Annotated in this window: 12 protein-coding genes and 1 pseudogene; 8 read left to right on the top strand and 5 right to left on the bottom strand. The window is 39.5% G+C overall.

Annotated features, from left to right (window positions below; translation table 11 throughout):
- Positions 1–51: 51 nt before the first annotated feature.
- The 3 genes from OC193_RS16910 to OC193_RS16920 all read left to right on the top strand — a co-directional run bounded on the left by OC193_RS16910 (position 52) and on the right by OC193_RS16920 (position 3,276).
- Positions 52–495 (top strand): lytic transglycosylase domain-containing protein, encoded by a 444-nt coding sequence (locus OC193_RS16910; RefSeq protein ID WP_029203027.1) that lies wholly within the window; start codon positions 52–54, stop codon positions 493–495.
- Positions 496–847: 352 nt separating this feature from the next.
- Positions 848–1,975: a tyrosine-type recombinase/integrase gene (locus OC193_RS16915; RefSeq protein ID WP_048666163.1), complete on the top strand. Its 1,128-nt coding sequence runs from the start codon at positions 848–850 to the stop codon at positions 1,973–1,975.
- Entirely contained in the window at positions 1,972–3,276 is a 1,305-nt protein-coding gene (locus tag OC193_RS16920; RefSeq protein WP_048666162.1) for a tyrosine-type recombinase/integrase, read from the top strand. Before OC193_RS16915 ends, OC193_RS16920 begins: the two co-directional genes overlap by 4 nt.
- Before the next feature lie 197 nt (positions 3,277–3,473).
- Here OC193_RS16920 and OC193_RS16925 read toward each other — a convergent pair.
- Positions 3,474–3,931, bottom strand: a pseudogene (locus OC193_RS16925) (group II intron maturase-specific domain-containing protein); the annotation flags it as partial.
- A 373-nt stretch (positions 3,932–4,304) separates the two neighbouring features.
- On the opposite strand from OC193_RS16925, the gene dptF reads away from it, so the two are divergent.
- The 5 genes from dptF (at position 4,305) to OC193_RS16950 (ending at position 14,354) form a co-directional block, all read left to right on the top strand.
- Positions 4,305–5,894, top strand: a complete 1,590-nt coding sequence (gene dptF / locus OC193_RS16930; protein ID WP_048666166.1) for a DNA phosphorothioation-dependent restriction protein DptF — start codon at positions 4,305–4,307, stop codon at positions 5,892–5,894.
- A complete protein-coding gene (dptG, locus tag OC193_RS16935; RefSeq protein ID WP_048666160.1) occupies positions 5,891–7,303 on the top strand; it encodes a DNA phosphorothioation-dependent restriction protein DptG in 1,413 nt (470 codons plus the stop codon). The genes dptF and dptG overlap by 4 nt, the downstream gene beginning before the upstream one ends.
- Positions 7,284–12,338 carry a DNA phosphorothioation-dependent restriction protein DptH gene (dptH, locus tag OC193_RS16940; RefSeq protein ID WP_048666159.1) on the top strand — a complete coding sequence of 1,685 codons (5,055 nt, stop codon included), beginning with the start codon at positions 7,284–7,286 and terminating at the stop codon, positions 12,336–12,338. Before dptG ends, dptH begins: the two co-directional genes overlap by 20 nt.
- 306 nt (positions 12,339–12,644) lie before the next feature.
- A complete protein-coding gene (locus OC193_RS16945) occupies positions 12,645–13,187 on the top strand; it encodes a hypothetical protein (protein WP_048666158.1) in 543 nt (180 codons plus the stop codon).
- 3 nt (positions 13,188–13,190) lie between these two features.
- Entirely contained in the window at positions 13,191–14,354 is a 1,164-nt protein-coding gene (locus tag OC193_RS16950; protein ID WP_048666157.1) for a DGQHR domain-containing protein, read from the top strand.
- 191 nt (positions 14,355–14,545) lie between these two features.
- Here the strand turns inward: OC193_RS16950 and dndE are convergent, their stop codons facing one another.
- The 4 genes from dndE to dndB are packed head-to-tail and all read right to left on the bottom strand — an operon-like array spanning position 14,546 to position 19,801.
- Positions 14,546–14,893 (bottom strand): DNA sulfur modification protein DndE, encoded by a 348-nt coding sequence (dndE, locus tag OC193_RS16955; protein ID WP_048666156.1) that lies wholly within the window; start codon positions 14,891–14,893, stop codon positions 14,546–14,548.
- Positions 14,893–16,911 (bottom strand): DNA sulfur modification protein DndD, encoded by a 2,019-nt coding sequence (dndD, locus tag OC193_RS16960; protein WP_048666155.1) that lies wholly within the window; start codon positions 16,909–16,911, stop codon positions 14,893–14,895. The genes dndE and dndD overlap by 1 nt, the downstream gene beginning before the upstream one ends.
- An 8-nt stretch (positions 16,912–16,919) precedes the next feature.
- Positions 16,920–18,725 carry a DNA phosphorothioation system sulfurtransferase DndC gene (locus OC193_RS16965; RefSeq protein WP_017104391.1) on the bottom strand — a complete coding sequence of 602 codons (1,806 nt, stop codon included), beginning with the start codon at positions 18,723–18,725 and terminating at the stop codon, positions 16,920–16,922.
- Positions 18,722–19,801, bottom strand: coding sequence for a DNA sulfur modification protein DndB (dndB, locus tag OC193_RS16970; RefSeq protein WP_048666154.1), 1,080 nt, complete (start codon positions 19,799–19,801; stop codon positions 18,722–18,724). Before dndB ends, OC193_RS16965 begins: the two co-directional genes overlap by 4 nt.
- Positions 19,802–19,826: the final 25 nt, after the last annotated feature.

The raw sequence follows: 19,826 nt of genomic DNA on the forward strand, positions 1-19,826 counted from the left end.
TCAATGGGATGGCATAAAATGAGAGTCCTATTATTAGGGCTCTTTTTTATTATGAAACCATTACTTTATCTTTCGCTGTTATCGCCGTGTTTCAGTTGGGCTTTTTGCTTTGATGAGGCCGGGCGATTTTATAATGTCGATCCACAGCTTTTAAAATCCATTGCCACGGTAGAAAGTAGCCTAAAGCCGAACGCGTACAATGAAAATAAAAATAGAGTCGGTGAGGTGGTTAGTCGTGACTTTGGATTGATGCAAATCAATTCCCATTGGTTTGTTCGACTATCCAAATTTAATGTGAATGAAACAAATATCTATCATCCTTGCTTTAATGTTCATCTTGGCGCGTGGGTATTAAGTTCTAATTTTTCTAGTCATGGTTATAACTGGAACAGTGTCGGCGCGTATAATGCGGGTTTTTCCAAACGCACTGAGAACGCCAGAAAAATATACATCCAAAAAGTCCAATCGGTTTATTTTAAGATGAACGTTCAATAAAAGACCTTGCACCATAACGGTGCAAGTTCTTTCGCTTTTCTTCTCGCTTTCTTCCTTCAATTTCCAGATCCCCCGCATCCCTCGTTCGTCAGATTCATTCGCCACCTGGTCGGCTTTTGTCTTTCGCTGTCAGTTTTTCCCGTCGCTTTGATTAAGGAACTCAGATCATTCGTTCTGAGTTGTTGGTTAGTTGAGTTGGTGACCACACACCACGCCATAATCTAGAGATTATGAATGGTTGTCTGTAGTAACTAATTGAAATTTATTGGTATTAAGTTTTTGTTTTTTAGTGTTATGGCATGTTTGATAGCGTTCTACGGTTCAAAAGTGCCTCTGTAAACAGGAGCTTGAAATGAAAAAAATATCTCTTACTCAGCGATTTGTCGAGCGCGTTAAACCGACTTCGACCACACAAGAATACTATGATACCAAGGTGTCTACGCTGTATTTACGAGTCTACCCGTCAGGGAGGCGCGTGTTTTTCGTTCGTTTTCAGCACAACGGGTTGAGGAGGAATCATAAGTTAGGTGGCGCGTTAGATTACTCTTTACGTCAAGCAAGGCGAGAAGCCTTGCAGCTTGTTCAGCAAGTGCGTAGCCCAAAAATGGAAACCTTGCCCTCCATAACGCTACAGGCTTTCGGCCAAGAGTTTTTCAAGCGTTATCCTCGTCATTGGAAACCTAATACTTTGAAAAAGAACGAAAGTGCCTTTCGTCTTCAGATCGCGCCTTATCTTGGAGATAGGGAAGTGCAATCCATTGTTCGAAAGGATGTTGAGCAGTGGTTTACCCAGTTAAGCCATGTGAAAGGGTCAGCCAACCAAGCGTTAGTGTTGCTGTCGGTTATGATGCAGCAATGTGAAACGTGGGAATATCGTCCTAAAAATACCAATCCTTGCCGTGGTTTCAAGCGTTATAAAGCAGGAGAGGTAGAGCGCTATCTTAGTAAAGACGAATTGCGTCAACTCTGGCGAGTGTTAGACACGTTAGAGGGCGATAACCCAGCGAAGGTCATGATAATACGTCTGTTGATATACACAGGGTGCCGCTCATCGGAAGTGAGAACCTTGCAATGGAAAGAGTACCGAGGTAATCACTGGCATTTACTAGACAGTAAAACGGGGGCGAAAACGGTTTACCTTTGTTCACAAGTCAGGGCTTATCTTGATGCATGGCAATCAGAGAGTCATTACCTGTTTCCGGCCCCTTGTAACACCCAACCCATATCAACCAATCAGTTGGGTATCTTCTGGCGACAGGCTCGCCAGTTGGCAGGATTGGAAGGCGTACGCTTGCATGATTTACGTCACACCTACGCCAGTATTGCCATTCAGTCGAAGGTAAACTTGATCGTGCTGAGTCGTCTTTTGGGGCATGCTGAAGCAGAAACGACGTTAAAGTATGCGCATTTGGGACGAGAGGACGTGTGTCAGGCGGCCTCTCATGTGTCGGGAGTACTCGTTAAGGGGATGTGCTCATGAAGTCACTGTTATTCACTTCTAAAGTCATTCAATCACTGAATTCAAAAACTAGAACGTATACGGTGTGGGATACCCAAGTTCCAGCGTTAGGGGTTCGAGTTTATACCGATGGTCGCCGTTTCTATGTGACTCATTTATCCATTCCCAATCAGACGTTGGCGGTAGTGGGGCAACTGACACTAAAAAAAGTGAGACAACACGTACGCGCTTTACAGGCCTCTTTTTTAGACAAAAAGACGAAACCGATACGGTTGATCCGCTTTGATGCGTTGGTGAAAGAAGAATGGGCGGATAAGGTCTGCAAGGGATGGAAACTGAGTACACAAGGGACTGCGTCGAGCGCCTTAAAAAAGCATTTGTTGCCCGAGTTTGGACGTTTTCCTGTCAGCTGTATTGATTCGTGTCATGTACATCGCTGGTTTGATGAATTGAGTCAGAGTTACGCAGGGACAGCTAATCGTAATCTTGATGTGCTTCGTTCTATCTTCAAATATGCGGTGAAACAAGGTTATTGTATAGACAATCCTTGTGATGGCCTCAAGCAAAATCGTAAAAGAAAGCTCAATCGTTTTTTGAGTTTGGACGAGTTAGCGCGATTACATAAGGCATTAACGGTGGTCAGCCAGCAAGGTGATATGGAAGCGTGCTGTTGTCAGGTGCTAGAGCTGGTGCTGTTAACGGGGTGTCGAATTTCAGAGGTAACAGGCCTGCAATGGTCTTTTGTTAAAGGCAGGGAGTGGCACTTGCCAGACAGTAAAACGGGTGCGAAGGTGGTGTATGTGGGCAAGGAAGCGCAACAGCTCCTTTCAGACATACCACAGCAAGTATGGGCGCATCGTAGCGAATCACACGATGATGTGTTTATGCCCTTGCGTCGTTTTGTGAGTCGGTCGACTAAGGTTAGTATGGTCTGGCAACAGGTGCGAGCCTTAGCCCATATCGAGGATGTTCGCATTCACGATTTACGTCATACCTTTGCCAGTTATGCGGTGTTAGAGGGGTACCCTATTCCGATGGTGTCGAAACTGTTGGGTCACACGCGTATTTCGTCAACACTTCGCTATGCACATGTGAATGATGCGCAAGTATCGCAATCTGCTGAGGTGATAGGGGAAGTTATTAGTGGAATATTATCAGGTCAGTTTGTGAGTAACCCTAAAACTCGAAAAGTGAGAGCCTCCAAACCTAAGCCGACGAAATCTTCCCCTAAACGCAGAGAAAGACCTATCAAAACAATACCGGAACTGACCGATGAGGAGGTTGAACGGTTTAGATATGAAGTGGATTTTTGGGAATGGTGATTAAAATATCTGTCGGAATAACATAAGTACATCAAATTAAAGGTTAAGATTTTTTGTGAATTTGATTTAAGTCTCTCTTGGAAGCGCAGTTAACTGAGTCGTGTATATTAGTTAGCTTTGTAACTAGGTTTTTCGGATAGGCGACACTCGTTACCGAGTGCTGCCCTCCAAAGAACGTGTATTAAGTTACCCAACAATCACAAGGCAGCTAGATCAGATTCAAACCATGAGTTTCGTCCCCGTTGCTTAACCTTGCGCTCTTTGAGGAAAGGTTCATAAAAGGGTAATAAGGCGTAGCCTTACTCATGATTTTTACATGCCTCTTAATCTGCGTTTTGGCTATCTGAACCAGATTAAAGAGATAGTCGATATTAGCGATCTTTTGCCATCCATGAAATTGTCCTTCGTCTCGTTGATTCAGGTAATCTTTTCGACGTACCTAAGCCTTGTTTTTCGTTGGATGACGCCTTACCGCCCAACGCCATAACAACCAGAAGAGTTAATGACTTACATAGTTGAAAGTTCGCTTTGCCACGCAATGACGATAGTAACTCGCCCAACCTTTAAGTTTCGGAACCAGTATTTTAATCAGATCGTTCATTGGGGTTGTTGCGTGCTTTTTGATGAGTTCACGTAAGTTACCCAAAAATGATAGCTTGAAAGTGACATCAATGAATGGCAGGAATGGCGAGTGCGAGTAAGAGGTAGCGGTTAAAGGCTTGTTCAGTTGAGGGAGCTCATGCTTTGTTACGTAAACGACAGTTACATATGGCGTTATCAAAAGTCTATTTGTTGGCTTTCATCCTTAGCGATAATGCAAGTTACTGAAAAAGCAGATAACTCGCTATTTCGTAAAAACATAAAAGATGTGAATTTCTTCAGGAAAATTAGCGGAATATGAACACGTGCACACTAAATTAGGTAGAATGCTGAGTTATACAGTATTGAGTCTGAGTAACAGCGTAAGCTATCCTGGTTATCACCTGTACTTCTGTCTACCTAATATTTTCATGGGGTTATAAAACTTGATTGATTTACGAACCGCACTTAGTGTGATGTCAAAATCGTCGCCATATGCAGTCTCTACAGAGCGAGACGCAACAATATCAACTGACTTAGATGCTGTAAAAAAGTATCTATATGTACGAACAGATATAGAGGCTGACTTTGTTAAACAATTGAAAGGACTATCCTCAACCGATAAGAAAATCATTTTTTTGTGTGGTAGTAGTGGTGATGGCAAATCCGAAATACTAACAAAGTATAAGAAAGAGTATCAGAATAGAGCTGACTTCCATCTCGATGCAACCCACAGTTTTCGTCCGAGTGATTCGGCTATTGAAACGCTGGATGAATTGTTTACTGAGTTTAACACTACACCGAAGCCGCTAGTTGTAGGCATCAATACAGGTATGTTGGGTAACTATGCTGAAGAAGGCGCGGTGACCGAAGTAACATCATCAATCAAAGCTTTTTTAGAGAAACAGCCGACCTCAGAAAATCATATCTTTTTAGATTTTGAAGACTATCCTAAATTTACGTTAGAAATTGACGGTCATACTTCTAAGTTTGCAAAAGAGCTGCTTCAGAAAATTACTGAAAAAGATGAAAACCTAATTCGCCAATACTTTGATGTTGAAATGCAGAAACAAAGCCCTGATAAAAAGCTTTGTGCTAACTATCAATTACTAGGGCGTGAAGAGGTTCAAGATGTCATTGTCGATCTATTGTTCAAAGCGCGTTTAATGAAAGATCAATTCTTAACGGCGCGAGCATTATTGGACTTCATTTTTCATCTGCTTGCTGGGCCTGGCTATTTGTTTGATAACCTATTCAAAAAAGGTGAAAACGAGCTGACCAATATTATTTCAGACTTTGACCCATCGATTCAACGTACACAAAAAATCGATAAATTTATTTTGTCTCACTCACTGCAGCTACCAGACGTTAACTTTGAAGATTATAAAACCGCATTGACTGCTTTTGGTATACGAAGGGGACTAAATGCCGAGTCCTACTTGCGATTGTTTTATATTCTAAGGAAGTCGGACTATGGGAATGAATACCATAAGCAGTTTTCGAATGATTTTGATGAGCACCTAATAGACAATTACTCAGAAGTTTGGCAGTTGCATACTGCTTTTGATAGCTCACCAGAGCAAAAAGAAAAACTGCGTCATTTTTATCGCCAAACAGCAATTACAGCTATCCATAAATATAACAATCGAAATGCACCTAAATTGGCGAAAGGGGAGTTTTTCATTTCTGAGCATAATGGTTATTTTTTAGCTTCATCCCTAGAGTTAAAGGCTGACGTTAAAGCGATTAACAATGACCACAAAAAAAATACTGGCTATTTCACTGCTTATTTTCGAGTTGGAGATAAAACCTTATCGTTGATGGTCAATATCAATTTGTTGAACTTAATGCAACGTATCGTTTCCGGTTATCGCCCTAACAAACATGATAAGAATACTGTCGTGTTACTGGATGAGTTGGTTGATGAAATTGCGGATATCGCAAATAGTGCAGATACCCTATATATCGTTGGGAAAGGTAACAAGCAATACAAAATAACCAACGTAGATAATGAAGATTTTGAGGTGAGTGGACTATGAGTTTAATGCTAAGAGCTGACTTGCCCCAGTCTAAAGATGGGGTGAAAAATAACACTTTAACTACCTACTTCCCAATTAACACAAAGGATAGAAAAGATATCTTTAATTGGGACAGTGTATTAGGTTATGTGGTTAAAACATCATATCGAAAAGAATTGTACCTAGAAAAATTAACTGATGATGAAAAATTAGCGATTAAAGAGGGTGAAACAACTGAATCAGAAATAGCGCTCGCAACATTTAAGTTGAGCTGCGAGCGTAGTTTTAAAACAAAGTTAGATGAAAGTGATTTCTGGCCCATCCTAGAAAAAATGTACTTTGAAAATGACCAGCTTTTTAAAATATCGCCTGAGTTTTTATTGTTTAAGACTATTAAGCAGAAAGGCAGTGCAAGGGATGCAAGCTTAGGTGGAATGTTTTCTAATTTATTGCAAAACTTCTTCTTTAATGAAAAACCAAACAATCAATTTAACTTCTTAGAGGAGCAGCTGTACTCAGAACTATTGAAGTTAATGAAGCCAAGCAATAAAGAGAAAGATGGAGTTTTGACTTTTTCTGAACCGAGTGAAGCGCCATATCTACCATTTATAGCAAAGCAACTACAGCAAGATCTTCGTTTTCTAGGCAAAAGACCCAAATACCTGTTATCAATCTTCAAAGAGTTTTTACACCTTTACGCACATCTTTATACGGCGCAGCTAGCGCTTAATTTAACAAGGTGGCAGAAGGGGGAGCCGGAAGCGCAACTATGTTATTACATATTAGACAGTGAAAAAGCCAGTGATGAGCGTTATCTGATAAAAGAATATGGCTTTAAACAGTTGTCAAAGTCGTTGTGGAATATCTTTCCGTACCTCTCAATGAATGAAAGCCTGCAATCTAAAAAGATTGATAATGCAGTGAACACCATTCAGCCATTATGGGCCTTAGCTGAAAATCTCCAGCAAACTCCTAGCTCCGCTACTTTACTGAAAAACTATGCAGAGGCATTTAAAGAGAGTCGAGATTTAACCCTCGACTTGAGTGACAGTGAAAACCCACATGATGTGCTAGCAGATTTACTTCAGTTGAGCAGAATGCAGTTTGGTTCAAAAGAAACGCGTCATGAGATTAATAAGCTTTACGTCAAAGCAACAGAATCTGAGTTTTGTAGCCATTTTGCACAATCCCGTGGCCGTGCTGGTCGCGTATTAGTATTCAATCAGGACTATCTATTGTTATTGACCAACTTAGCCATTGGTGAGCAAGATAAACTTCGTTTCCACGAGTTAATCAAAGCCTTTGAATCAAGAGGTGTATTTTTCGATAAACAGAGCCAACAAGCCTTAATTAAATTCTTTGAACGTATTGGTAATGTTGAACGTATGAGCGATAGTGGAGATGCAGTCTATGTTAGAAAAACAATTTGAGATCTTTTTAACTGAGCAGTTTTTAAAGTTAAACGAGAAAAAACTGCAGCATGGTTACCGTTATCAGTTCCAGTCGCCGGATAACAAGAATAGCCAGCGTTTATACAATGCGTTTATCCAAAAATGTGATGATCAATTAACGGTCAAAAACACTACCATCAGAGCGTTGAAGTGCGGTAATACCAAGCTTTTACCTGTACTACACAGTGAAAATGACATTGGTTATTCTGAGAACTTTATCTCACATTTACGTGATGAAGTGGCTGGACAGCAAGGTGATTTTAAAGGTTGTGCATTGTTAGTTATTCATAACAGCATGCTAGACACACTAATCAACTCTGCTGAAGATATAGCTCAAGACAATAGTGTTTGGCACCCAGAAAAAATCAAAGATGCTTTAAAAAGTCTAATTGATCCCAACGCAAAAGACCGCAAAGTTTCTGAATGTTTGCTAGATCACCGTTTTTCACAAATAGTGGATGATGGTGCAACTATGTTTGGCTTTGAGGAGCTTTACAAAGCGATCTTAGATGGGGATTTGAAGTTTCATGAGCTTGGTTTGTTAGATGACCCTGAAATATTGAATTGGAGTGGTAAACCAGAGCAGATTAACAACCGTTTAGAAGAAAACAAAAAGCTATTTGATCGTATCAATACGGTAACTGAACGTTTTTCAACAGAGCTTGAAGAGAAGTTTGCGGAGAATGATTTTAGCGACAAGTTTGTTGCTAAACATTTTAATGATGAAAAATTGGAAAGTTGGAAAACAAAGCTTACTTTTGCTGATTGTTTAAATGAGAAAAAAAATAACGTAAGCAATGTCCTAGAGCTCGAGTCGATTGATTCTCAGCAAATAGATAGGCTAGCGAAGAAAAGTAAATCAGACAGTAAAGCAGGGAAACGTGAACAACATATCATATTGCCGTTACAACAGGGCCTGCAGAGCTTTGATCTGTCACTTACCTTTTTAGGTGGTAAGGTTGAGAAAAATCAACTTACTCTACAGCATACCAAAGATCCAAGTATTGAAATCCAGCCGCCTAATAATAGTGGTGGAAAACGTAGTAAGGTTACTGTTACGGGGGCATTTACAGGTGAGCCAACGTATTTTAGTTTGGTCTTAAAAAGAGACAAAACAGCAGAGTGTTATAAATTCCGTGTTTTGGTCTTAACAGCAGATAGTTTTTACTTACCTTCGTTTGAAAATATCTTCCTAATTGAACCAAATAAAAAACGTATAACGCTACAAACAGAAGATAACAGCTTTGTAATTGCAGAGCAGGGCAATAAAGCTAAATTAGAGCAGTCTGGGCAATTATTCGACAATCAAGAAATCAAAGAGATCGACTTTGAATTATTAGCCAATGAGTCAAATGATGTGGTCTTTGAAGTGACTAGTCCGGCTGGTAGCTTAGCCTTTAATGTCGAAGGGGCTGTAGCATCTGATTCACTCTCGTTACCGCTTATGTTAGATACAGATCGTTTCGTACAGCTATTTAACGACGACTATTTTGCATGCTTTAACCGCAACAAAAACAAAGTGCTACTAGACAATAAAGAGGTTGCACCTAAAGGACGACGTTTAACACTGTTACAACGTGAAGCAGACTTTTTAGATAAGCAGTTATTAAATCAACATGTTGACCCACAAAACAGCGTAGAGCTCAAAGCGATTGAAGCAAACTACCCTGAAGTTTACCAGTCATACCTAAAGCTATTTGAATACTGCACAATCAATAAAACACTACCGAGTTTATCTAGTTGGGGTGACGAGTTTAGAAAGGTTGTCTCTCAATTGGTTGATGCATACAACCAAACGATAGCTGAAATTGGTTATGATGTAATGTTAACCAAAGCAGAAAAACTGCTCGTTAATATCGGATATGCACAATACCAAGAAAACGAAGAGTATCGGGAATATATCACTCCATTCCACCCCTTAGTGTTGGCTTATCACTTGAGCCTAGCTGAAGCAATAGTTAGTGATAACATCAACGATAACAGCAGTTTTAAAACACTACCCAAAGTGACGTTAAAGCGCTTGAATGCGCGTGGTTTATTACCTTTTCTGTATCACCCTAAACATGAGTTTGCTTTTACCAAGCTAGAAAAAGACAACTGTATGTGGCTTGAGCTAGTGCCTCATCAAGAAACAAGTTACAGCTACGTCCGTAAATTGGTGAAAGATAAGGTCACAGAGTTTAAAGATGCCTTTAGTTCACTATTTACTGCAGGTAGCAAAGCTACACTGATTATTAACTCGGTAAATAACCATAAAAATGTTGAACTGTTTATGGGGCTGGTGGATTACGTTAAAACGCAAAAGGACAAAGTCTGCCATATTCATGTGAACTTATACGATGATAAAGAGACACGCTGCGAATTTGACCGTTTTGCAGAAACAGCCAGTTACGACGAGTTAAAAACGCTATATGGATTAGATAAAGGTGCGGTTCGTGAGCAAGCAGATGCCATTATCGACCTGCTACGCACTCGTTTAACTTACAGTAAGTTCCGTAACGATGAATGTGATACCAAACCGCAGGCGTATGCGCATCTGAGTTTTTTTAGAAATCATCATAAAGTAGAGCCAACAGATGTAAACGTGCTAGAAGAGCTTAGTGGCGTAGTTTGTCACGGCTTATTGGCGGGCGAAGCAGCCGACAACAAAGAGGAAAGCTACTTCACTGCATTTGGTTTGAAGAATGTTGAAACTAAAGATAATTCGCACCTTAGCATGGCGCAGCGTCTTAATGGTTTGATTAAACCTGCCCGTAAAACGAATGTGCAACACGGTCGTGCTAACTCTTTAGCTTTAGCGGTGAGTGATGACTTTAAAACACTACTTGAGCGCTCTTACGATAATTCAATATGGACCACAATTATTGACCCTAAAGTCACCTTAGACTTTTTTGAAAGCGCTAAAGATATGGTGCTGATCCATTACTCAGATAATTACACTAATTCAACTAACTACGATGCGATCACAGTTACCAAAGAAACGGACCTGTATAAAAAAGTATTAGAGCAGGACGAAGGTGGCATTATTGAGGAGTTCAACGCCTTCAACGGTGAGTGGTTACTCAAAATGATCACTGCTAATAGCAATGAGCGAAAAGAGAAAAAGGGTATTATTGGCGCCTATAAATACATCAATTGCTTATTAGCAAAGTCCGACATTATTTGGGTTCCGTTATCAGTTGCTGAGATGGTTCGTGTAGCCGGTAATATTGGCTTGAAAATGAATGACAGTGATTTTTCACGTAATGTAAATGGTTATAAATCCGGTGCAATTTCAGACGATGTGCTGTTTGTTGGCTTTAAAGACAATCAACTTTACTTACTTCCACTTGAAGTAAAAGCAGGGCTAAAACAAACTCACAATAAAGGGGTAGAGCAAGCCAAAGAGCTAAAACGTTATTTAACTGAAGATATTTTAGGTCGTGATGATTTAGCAGGGCATCTTTACCGCGGTTTGTTTATGCGTCAGATACTGATGCAGATTGATAAATACAAGCTGTATAACCTTTATCAACCAGATTACTTTGAGCAACTCTTAAAACAACGTGAATGGTGGCTACAGGGCGATTACCAATTAGCTGAACTGCAAGACTACCCTGAAGGGTTCTTAGTAGCGATGGTAGAGAATGACACCTTCTTTGAAGCAAGCTTTAAGGAGGTTCAAAACATTCTTAAAATTCAATTGCCAAGTGCTAGTTTAAATTACTTAGTAAGTACGCCGCTAACCGAATTAATGGCAGGTGCTTGTTCTGATACATTAAGTAAAATACCTGAAGAATATATCCTATTGAATACGTCTCATAAGGAAACACCTACTAGAGTTTCTGATGAAGAACCTAGTACGGATCAAGATGGAGGTGAGGTAGAAAAAGCAAGCTTTGACGAATCAAAAGTGATGAGAGTACAAGAAAGTGCTCGGATATTGATAGGTGAAGATATTACTAATGGAAAAGGTGTCTTCTGGGAATATCAGCATCCCGATCTTGCCAATAGACACCTAATTATTTTTGGTAGTTCTGGACAAGGCAAAACTTACTGCATACAAGGGTTATTGATGAGTATGTTCAAATCATCAATTGATCCACTTGTGTTTGATTATACAAATGGATTTTTGCCAAACCATTTGGAGTCAGAGTTTAAAGAGCTAGTTGACCCTCATTCTCATGTTCTATGCCATAAACCGTTGCCCATGACGCCATTCCGCCAACAGTCACAAGATTTTGGTGGTATAGAAATCAAAGAACCACCTCATACTGTCGCTGGTAGAGTAGCATCCGTATTCAATAAGGTTTATTCAAGTATTGGAGAAAGGCAGTTAGCTGTTTTAAATAATGTAATTGAGTGTGGTGTACAGCGACATGGTCAAAAATATAACTTTCAATGCATGCATGACGATTTACTTGAGGAAGGTCAAATTGGAGAAGCTTTAGCTAGCAAAATATCTCCACTAGTTAAATCAAATTTATTTTCATCAGAAAGTACTGGTGGTTGGGCTGATATGCTCAATGGCTCACAGCAATTAAATATAATGCAATTGGCTTCATTGCCTCATGATATTTCAATGTTGGCAACTGAATTCATGCTTTGGGACCTGTACGCATATGCTTGCAGTTATGGTACTAAAAATAACCCGATCCCTATCGTTTTGGATGAAGTTCAGAATCTAGATCATCGCTTAGAAAGCCCACTAGGGAAGATGTTGACTGAAGGGCGAAAATACGGCTTGTCGTTGGTATTGGCAACGCAAACTCTAAGTATGCTTAAAAAAGATGAGCAGGATAGACTTTTTCAGGCATCACATAAATTATTTTTTGCCCCTGCGAAAACAGAAACAAAAACATATGCAAAAATTCTCGAGCTTTCAGTTTCAGGTACTAAACAAGTCGATTGGGAAGAAAGGTTAGGGGAATTGAAAAAAGGGGAGTGCTTATCTGTTGGTTACCATCTTAACGATAATGGTGAATTAAAAATGGGCGTTAAAAAAGTAAAAGTTACAGCATTACAGGCTAGATAACACGTGAACTCTGAAGAGCTTATATAAGCCGTTTTAGGTGTTAAGCGTTGGTCGCGAAACGACCAACGCGACGTTAGTAATGGATTAGCACTTCGCCTGTTACACTGTGAAGAGATTGATTAGGGATTATTTTTAATCACAGACCACTTTAAAGTGAAGTTATCAGACGGCCTCAATGGCAGAGAGCAAACTCAGCGTTTGGTTTTTGATATTGAAAGCAAATTAATACGCTTACTAAAAGAGAGAATTGTTTGCCAAACTTGTTTCGTTTGAGTTGGTATCAGCAAGAGGTGTTTAAGTATAAATATGAAAAAACAACTAAGTGAAAGAGGAAACACATTGTGGGTGTTTATTAAACATTTTGGTCGGGTCTCTAAAGAATTTGTAATAACTATTTTTTTCTCTTTGGTTCCAATTTTAATCAGCTCAGTAGTTGCTGCATCATGGTCTTCTATTGCATTCAGTGAGGCATTTATTGACAGTTTCGAAAGTGGGGAAGCATTCTTATATACGGCTGCATTTTTAGCACCATATATTGTTAATAGGTTAAAAGAAGGAACTAAAAACATATGGAAGGAGTTTTGTTTTTATCTGTTCCTAGGTTCTCTGACAACAGGTGCTTATATTTTTGTGAACTTGAGAATCGAAAGCTTACTCGGAATAGAAATGAAGATAAGTCCTTTGACAATGGATAAGGCAAGTTTGTTTGTCGTATTTGCAACTCTGATTGTTTGGTATTACAGTATTTGGCCAAACCATCTAGAGACACTTGGAAGTAACCCAAGTAAAAAGAACGAAGAAGAGATCGAAGAAATGAATGAAAATATCACGAATAAGTTGGGTGGTTAATATATGAATGTAATTAATAGTAAATATTTAAAGTTAACTCAACCTATTGGTGAATTTTATTGTTGTGTTATGAAAGCTAGTGAGTTAACTAGTATTTCATTCTCTGATGTTAGAAAGTTGAAAGATGAAAACGAAGATGGAATTGATAGCTATTTAGGAATACAGCGTAAGCTTTCTCCTCCTAGAGTGAAGAAAATTAAAGAATATATAACGTCTGTAGATGCGACCTTCCCAAACTCAATCATCGTAGCAATTCCTGAAAAGTATATTTCTACAAAAGACGGTGTTTTAAGTATCACTTTTTCTGAGGAATACAGAGGAAAAGTTGCCAAAGTATTGGATGGACAACACCGACTTGCTGGTTTTGAAGATACAGATGGTAAATATGAAAATAAAAAAGGAAATAGAAAGGATTTTGAGTTACTAGTAACTATTTTTGTTGAAGCTGATTTACACACTCAATCTCAAGTCTTCACTATGGTAAATCAGAGTCAAACTAAGGTTAATAAAAGCCTTGTATATGATCTGGAAGCTCTTGCACTAGCAAGAAGCCCTTTTCGGAGCTGTCATCAAATTGCGATTGTTATGAATGAAAGAGATGACTCTCCTTTTTATAGGAGAATTAAACGATTAGGGATAAAAACTAAGGGTGTTGACGGGGAACTTCTTACACAAGCTGCATTTGTAGATAACCTTGTTAAACTAATAAGTAAGAAGCCTAGTTTAGATAGAGATATCTTATTGGGGAAAAAGAAAGGTTTTTTAGGGCTCAAAGATGACAAATTACCCGATCGTAAAAGAAATGACTTTAAAGTCTTAGTCTTTAGAAAGAGTTTTATCGAAAAGGATGACGCTGCAATTGCTGCAAATGTTATTAATTATTTTTCAGCAGTTAATGAAAGGTGGCCAGATGCATGGGATAAAAAAAATAAAAAATCAGTGTTGAATAAAACTGTTGGGTTGATTTCATTAATGCGAATGTTGAGATTAATAGTTAATAAGTTGGTTGATGATGGTAAGGTTGAGTATGGTGATGTAATCAAAAAGGATGAATACATAAAAGTGCTGAATAAAGTTAAAGTTGAATGTGAATACTTTACTAATGTAGATGCAGTCTCAAGAAATGCTGGATTAATGTATAAAGAAATGACTAAATATATTAAGTAATAGGGTATGTTAAATCTAAACAACCATAATTCGTAGATTGGGTGTTATGGTTGTTTAGATCCCATTCTTGGTTTATCTAGTTGTGCGTGTGACCAATTTTAAGCAGTAATCGAAATTGTACGGTTTTTCGATTCGCACATTGGATTGAAATAATAATGGTACATACACCATTGTTTAAACTAAATAAGTAACTATAGCTTTCTAGCAAGCGCTTCTATAGATTTGTGGTTTCTCAGTGAAGCAATACCATCTTCAACATGAGCAGCCCAAGCTTGTTGGTATTGTTTAGTATCAAATTCTGGGTAGTACATCTTTAAAACTAACTCAGTCACATCACTGGTTTCACCTAGCCACGTAAACTTATCCAATACTAATGAGCCATCGAGTTTCGCTTCGATGAAGTTGTACCTAAAATCACTCTCTACAGAGCGAAAAAAAGCAATACGCGCAGATACGTTTGGAGTAACCCCTGTATAGCCTTTTAGCTTCTTCAGCTGTTCTTCTGTAGTGCGAGTCAAGTTCATGCGATTAGGTAGCATTATACAGCCTCCTTGGTAGGCTCTTTCCAGAAGTAACCTTGTTTCAGTGATGAAGACTTGGTTGCACCATCAAAGCAGATTTCATAAGTACGAGCGATATCATCTTGAATCATATTGGTATAGTTCTTATCAATCTCAGTATCCGTCGACAATATAACCACTTGGTGACTTGCAGTAGGGAAGTAGTTTTCTACTAGCTTATCTCTGTGGTGCGAATCCAAACGTCCAAGTGGAGTATCGATAATAATTGGCAATTTGCGACCTGATGTTTTACCTAGCGCTTCAAGGATTGAAATCGCATAAATTTGTTTTTCACCAGCTGACATCGCTTTGCGATTGATCTTAATACCGTGCTCGTCAATTAACTCAACATCAAATGTTGCTGGGTTAATGGTTGCTGAAATTTTTAAATCTTCTTTTCGGGCAAGCTTTTTATATGAAGCCACAAATTCGGATTCAAGTTGTTTTACGCGAGCTTTAGTTAGCTGCTCTGCAAACTTGTCTAGAAGTAGCATTGCATTTTGGGCATTAGCGACGCTGCTATCTTTATTAGCCAGATCTTTATTTTTGTCATGAAGTTTTTGAATTTGTTTTGCTGTTTCAAGCGCTAAGCGAAGTTCACGTTTCGCTTTTTCTAACAAGTCATGATACTTAATAATCAGTTTTTCTTTCTTCTTATCAAGCTCTCGTACGTCAGAAAATAAGCCTTGGACCTGCTCTTGCTCTGGTGCGCGTGCAATATTGTTAGACGCATTATCGATTTCATCTTCAACTAATTTTAAGCGAGTTCTAGCTTCGTTAAATCGGTTGAATGAGTCCGAAGATTGCTGGTTTACTTGGTAGTCTATAGTCGTCGATTGACGGTCTGATATATCAAGTAATAGATCTTGCTGTGAAACATTACCTAAGTGGTCCGCAAGACTATCAGTGATGGCTTCCATTGCTGCTGGGGCTGAACCACTTAAGTTGAAGGATAGCTTAGCTCGTAGTGTCTCAAGGAATGAGTCTAACTCTTGGCCAAAGTTTTGTTTTTGCTTGATGCTCTGTTCTTGCTTGATCTTCTCAAGTAAAGAAAACATTGTATTTGGAGCAAGTGAAAACGGTAAGCTAGTTTCCATTTCCATACGGATCTGTTTTTCTAACTCGACTTTCTCTTTTAACAACTCATCAACTTTTAGTGTTTCGGCTTCACGGGTTTTCGCCCATGCGCCACCACTTTGTGAAAGTTTGTTCTCTAAGTTGAGAATGTCATTTGATGTGAGCTCTATTTGAGCGTCAACAATATCAGCTTCTCCACGTAGCTTTTCCGAATTACGCTCATGTTCGATACGCTTGGTATCGAGCGAATCCATTTCTTCGCGGATTGATTGAGTAAGCGTTGAGGAGCCCTGTTTCTTTAGGTAAATACCTAGGTCACTCTTAAGCTTCCCAATAACATCTAGCCCTAGTAGGCGACGAACTGCAGTCTTTAAAACTTTCCCTGATTCATCTTCAGCCAAATCAGCGATTTTTTCACCATCAAAGAAGAAAAGATCAGCGATGCCAGTTGGGATTAATTCGTTTAAGAAACCTTGGCATTGTTCGTAATTGAGCTCGGGAATGGGAAGGCCATCTTTTTCGAGGCACAAATTGTCCTTCTTGTCTTTTTTCCAACCACGAATCACTTTGTATGTGTTTTCTTCACCGTTTTGGCTGTATTTAAATTCAAGCTCAATAGATGCATTGTCTTGAACACCACCGTGCCCAACACCCTTATGGATCAAATCACCTAAAGCTTCAATATACTCGCCATTCGACATCAATTGGCCAAACGATTGACGACCAAAAAGAGCCAAACGAACGGCAGTAAGAATTGATGTTTTACCTGCACCGTTTAAGCCACCGAATAAAATGATCGGGCGTTCGGTGCCTTCAATAGCGCCGTTTAAACTAAGACGAGCAGGCGCCGGACGTAAATCTATTTCGTGGTATCCACGAAATACTCTGAAGTTGTTTAACGTTAATTTAGTAATCAGCATGACTTTAATTAAAACTCTTTTAGTAGCTGCTTATCGATATCAATCAATTGTTGATTGTAACGGTCAATTTCTTGCTGGTGAATATCAAACTCTGCCTTGCTTTGTAGTGAGGCATGCTTTTGTTTGATCTCTTCAAGGCTTCCCCAGTCTTGTTTCAGTAGTGAAGCAATCTTATTGTTGATTCCGCTACGTCGACTTAGACCTTCCATTGAGACTTCAAGCTCAATTAGCTTCATTATCATTTCAGGTGCAATATCGAAATCTTCACTTAGCTCGTTGATAATTAGGGCATCATCTTTACCAAAACTTGCATTGTCGTCATAAACCCAATCAAGATCGTAGCCATAAACCTCATTGAAAATAGTCGGTAGGGAGTCATCCCAGTCAGGCTCGTTTGGATCGTGGATCCATTCTTGGCGAATAGCATGTAACTCTGGAACTGTTATAAGCTCAATTTCACGACCTTCAGATTTGTATTTCTTATCGAGCTCCAACAATTCACGCAACCACTGGCGACGATATTTTAGCCAGTAAGGGCCGGGAATAAATCGGATTAAATGCCAAGCAAGTTCTGTAGGATTCGGGTGAGCAGGGGTGCTTTTAACTAACTGATAGGAGTAGTGTTCAAGCAAGTGACCGTCTTGATACAGTCGAACCTGGGTTCCATCATCAGAAATTTCAAGGTGTTGCCCTTCGCCAAGAGTAATGCTACTTTTTACATCCTCAAGAGTTTTTAGCTCGTTACCTTTGTATGATGCTTGGTTTGTCACTTTCCCTGTACGACGCTTAAAGTTTCGGTATTCATCCTTATTTTTTGGAATCCCCGTTTCAGCGAGCATATCTCTGAATTCTAATAAAGGTGACATCCAAGATTCACCGTTTTGAATCAAACTTTCCATAGCGCGGTCTTTAGTTACCACGGTACATGTCCAGCATCCAAAACGAGAATTACCACAAGATGGGGTGGTTTCGTCAATAACCATTGGGCATTCCCCCTGGCCTGAAGAGTCTTTATAAAGATTCCAAAGAACTAAGTTTTTCCCTCCCCAAGGGTTTTCCCACTCAAGATCGTACCGATTGCTCCAGATGTTTTTGATGCCATAAGGTGTTTTTTCGGTTGTTAGATGGCAGAGCCTTAAAATTTTCCACACGTCATCCACCCCCCAGGTATCGATGGGTGTAAAGATAAACGCATTGGAAAGAGTTGTATGGCGAGCCAGACGAGAGCCGTCAATTTTATGCTTTGCAATTACTTGAGCACGAGAAGCACTTTCATCACTACGCGAACCTAAAACCACAATAACTTCATCAAACTGAGATACTTTAGATTTGATGAAATCACTGACAGGGTTTATTTTCATTCGCTCTGTACACCATCGGAAAGAACGTGTGGGTGCAGGGTAACCTTTGCCTAATAGACTAGACCAAAAGGTTTGAGAATCTTCAGGGACAACTTTGTGACAAGTGATCGGCAGATTGTCTCGCTTGGCCCCTTTGCTAATAGCGTCTAAAGAATTGTTAATATGATTAACAACCACAGGGGTTTCGACAAGCGTATCGGAGGTCACAACAAAAACAGGTTTTGAGCGTTCTTCCTCTTTAAGGCCAAGTAGTGCCATATAGATCAAGGTCATTATTGCAGATGAGTCTTTACCTCCGCTGTAACCAATCACCCACGGTCTTTTATCTGCACAATAAACACGTTGTACGTCAGCAATATAGTGACTGAGTTTATTGTTTGCGAAATCTTCAGTGTTGATAAATTCTTGATATTCTTCGGCGAGATCTTCCGCCAATTGTAGCTCGTGTATCATGATAACTGCTTCTCTAGAGCTTTTTCTTCTGGGGTTAGTGGTAACCCAAGTTCAATTTTTAGTGCGTTGGCAGTTAGCTGAATATTCATTGTCGACTTACTCAGTTTGCCATGGTTCATACTGCGTTTTATCCATTCAGGATTGGTCTTTAACCAGTCTACGTCAGCTAGTTTTTGTAATTTCTTTTTCCAATCTTTAGGCTCTTGGCACAGAAGGTGTTTTCCTAATACGCCAATTGCATGTAAACCAACACCGTGTGCATGCAAGTACTCTTGACGAAGTTGTGCTGGTGAAATTTCTTTATCGATAACTAGTTGCCAATCTTTGATGTACCGTGTCACTTCTTCCCAAAATTCCGCAGCTAATTTTTTTTCTTCTTCGGTAAAGCCGTCTTTTGGTCCTTTGCTTAAAAGTGCTCTAGTAGATTGCTTAATGCTACTTAAGGTAAAAAGCTTATTCGATTTAGGACTGATGTTGGATTTTTCCATTTCGGTTAGACCAACAAATGGCTTTATTTTTTTTGCCAATTCCCTTGCTAGTTCTGAACTTTCATCACGATGATCGTACAACGTGCCCAACGATGGGCTTGGTTTAACCGCATATTTATTTAAGTCCGCGAACATTTGTTGGCTGCGGCCCAAACCTTCATCAATGAAAAACAAAACAGGGATATTGTCTTGACCTAAATCAGGGTTTTCTCGAAGTGCTTCTTCAATCGCTTTGCGTCGGTGTTGCCCATCATTAATCAAAATTTGAGCATCCATAGGGATCTTAAGTGTTCCTAGATTTGGTGCTCCATCATGATCATCGAACGATATATCAACACCTACCGATGCGGTCAAAGCGGAGAAGACGTACTCTTTGGGGTTGTCTAACAAGTATTTGACCATCTCAGGAATACGAGTTTTATTTAGGGTTCTTTGAGCCCTCAGCTCTGGTGGAACGTCATCTTCGTTATAGCTGAAAATTTTAGGGATAATCCTAAGAGGGCAAGTCGCAATATAGAAGGGGCGTCCTGCTTGAATACCTCTGACGGCAGGGAAAGAGTAACAGTAGCCTGAATCCTGATTTAGCATATTAGCCTCTATGTATGTCATTTTA

It is taken from the genome of Vibrio crassostreae, assembly GCF_024347415.1.
GTDB classification, from domain to species: domain Bacteria; phylum Pseudomonadota; class Gammaproteobacteria; order Enterobacterales; family Vibrionaceae; genus Vibrio; species Vibrio crassostreae.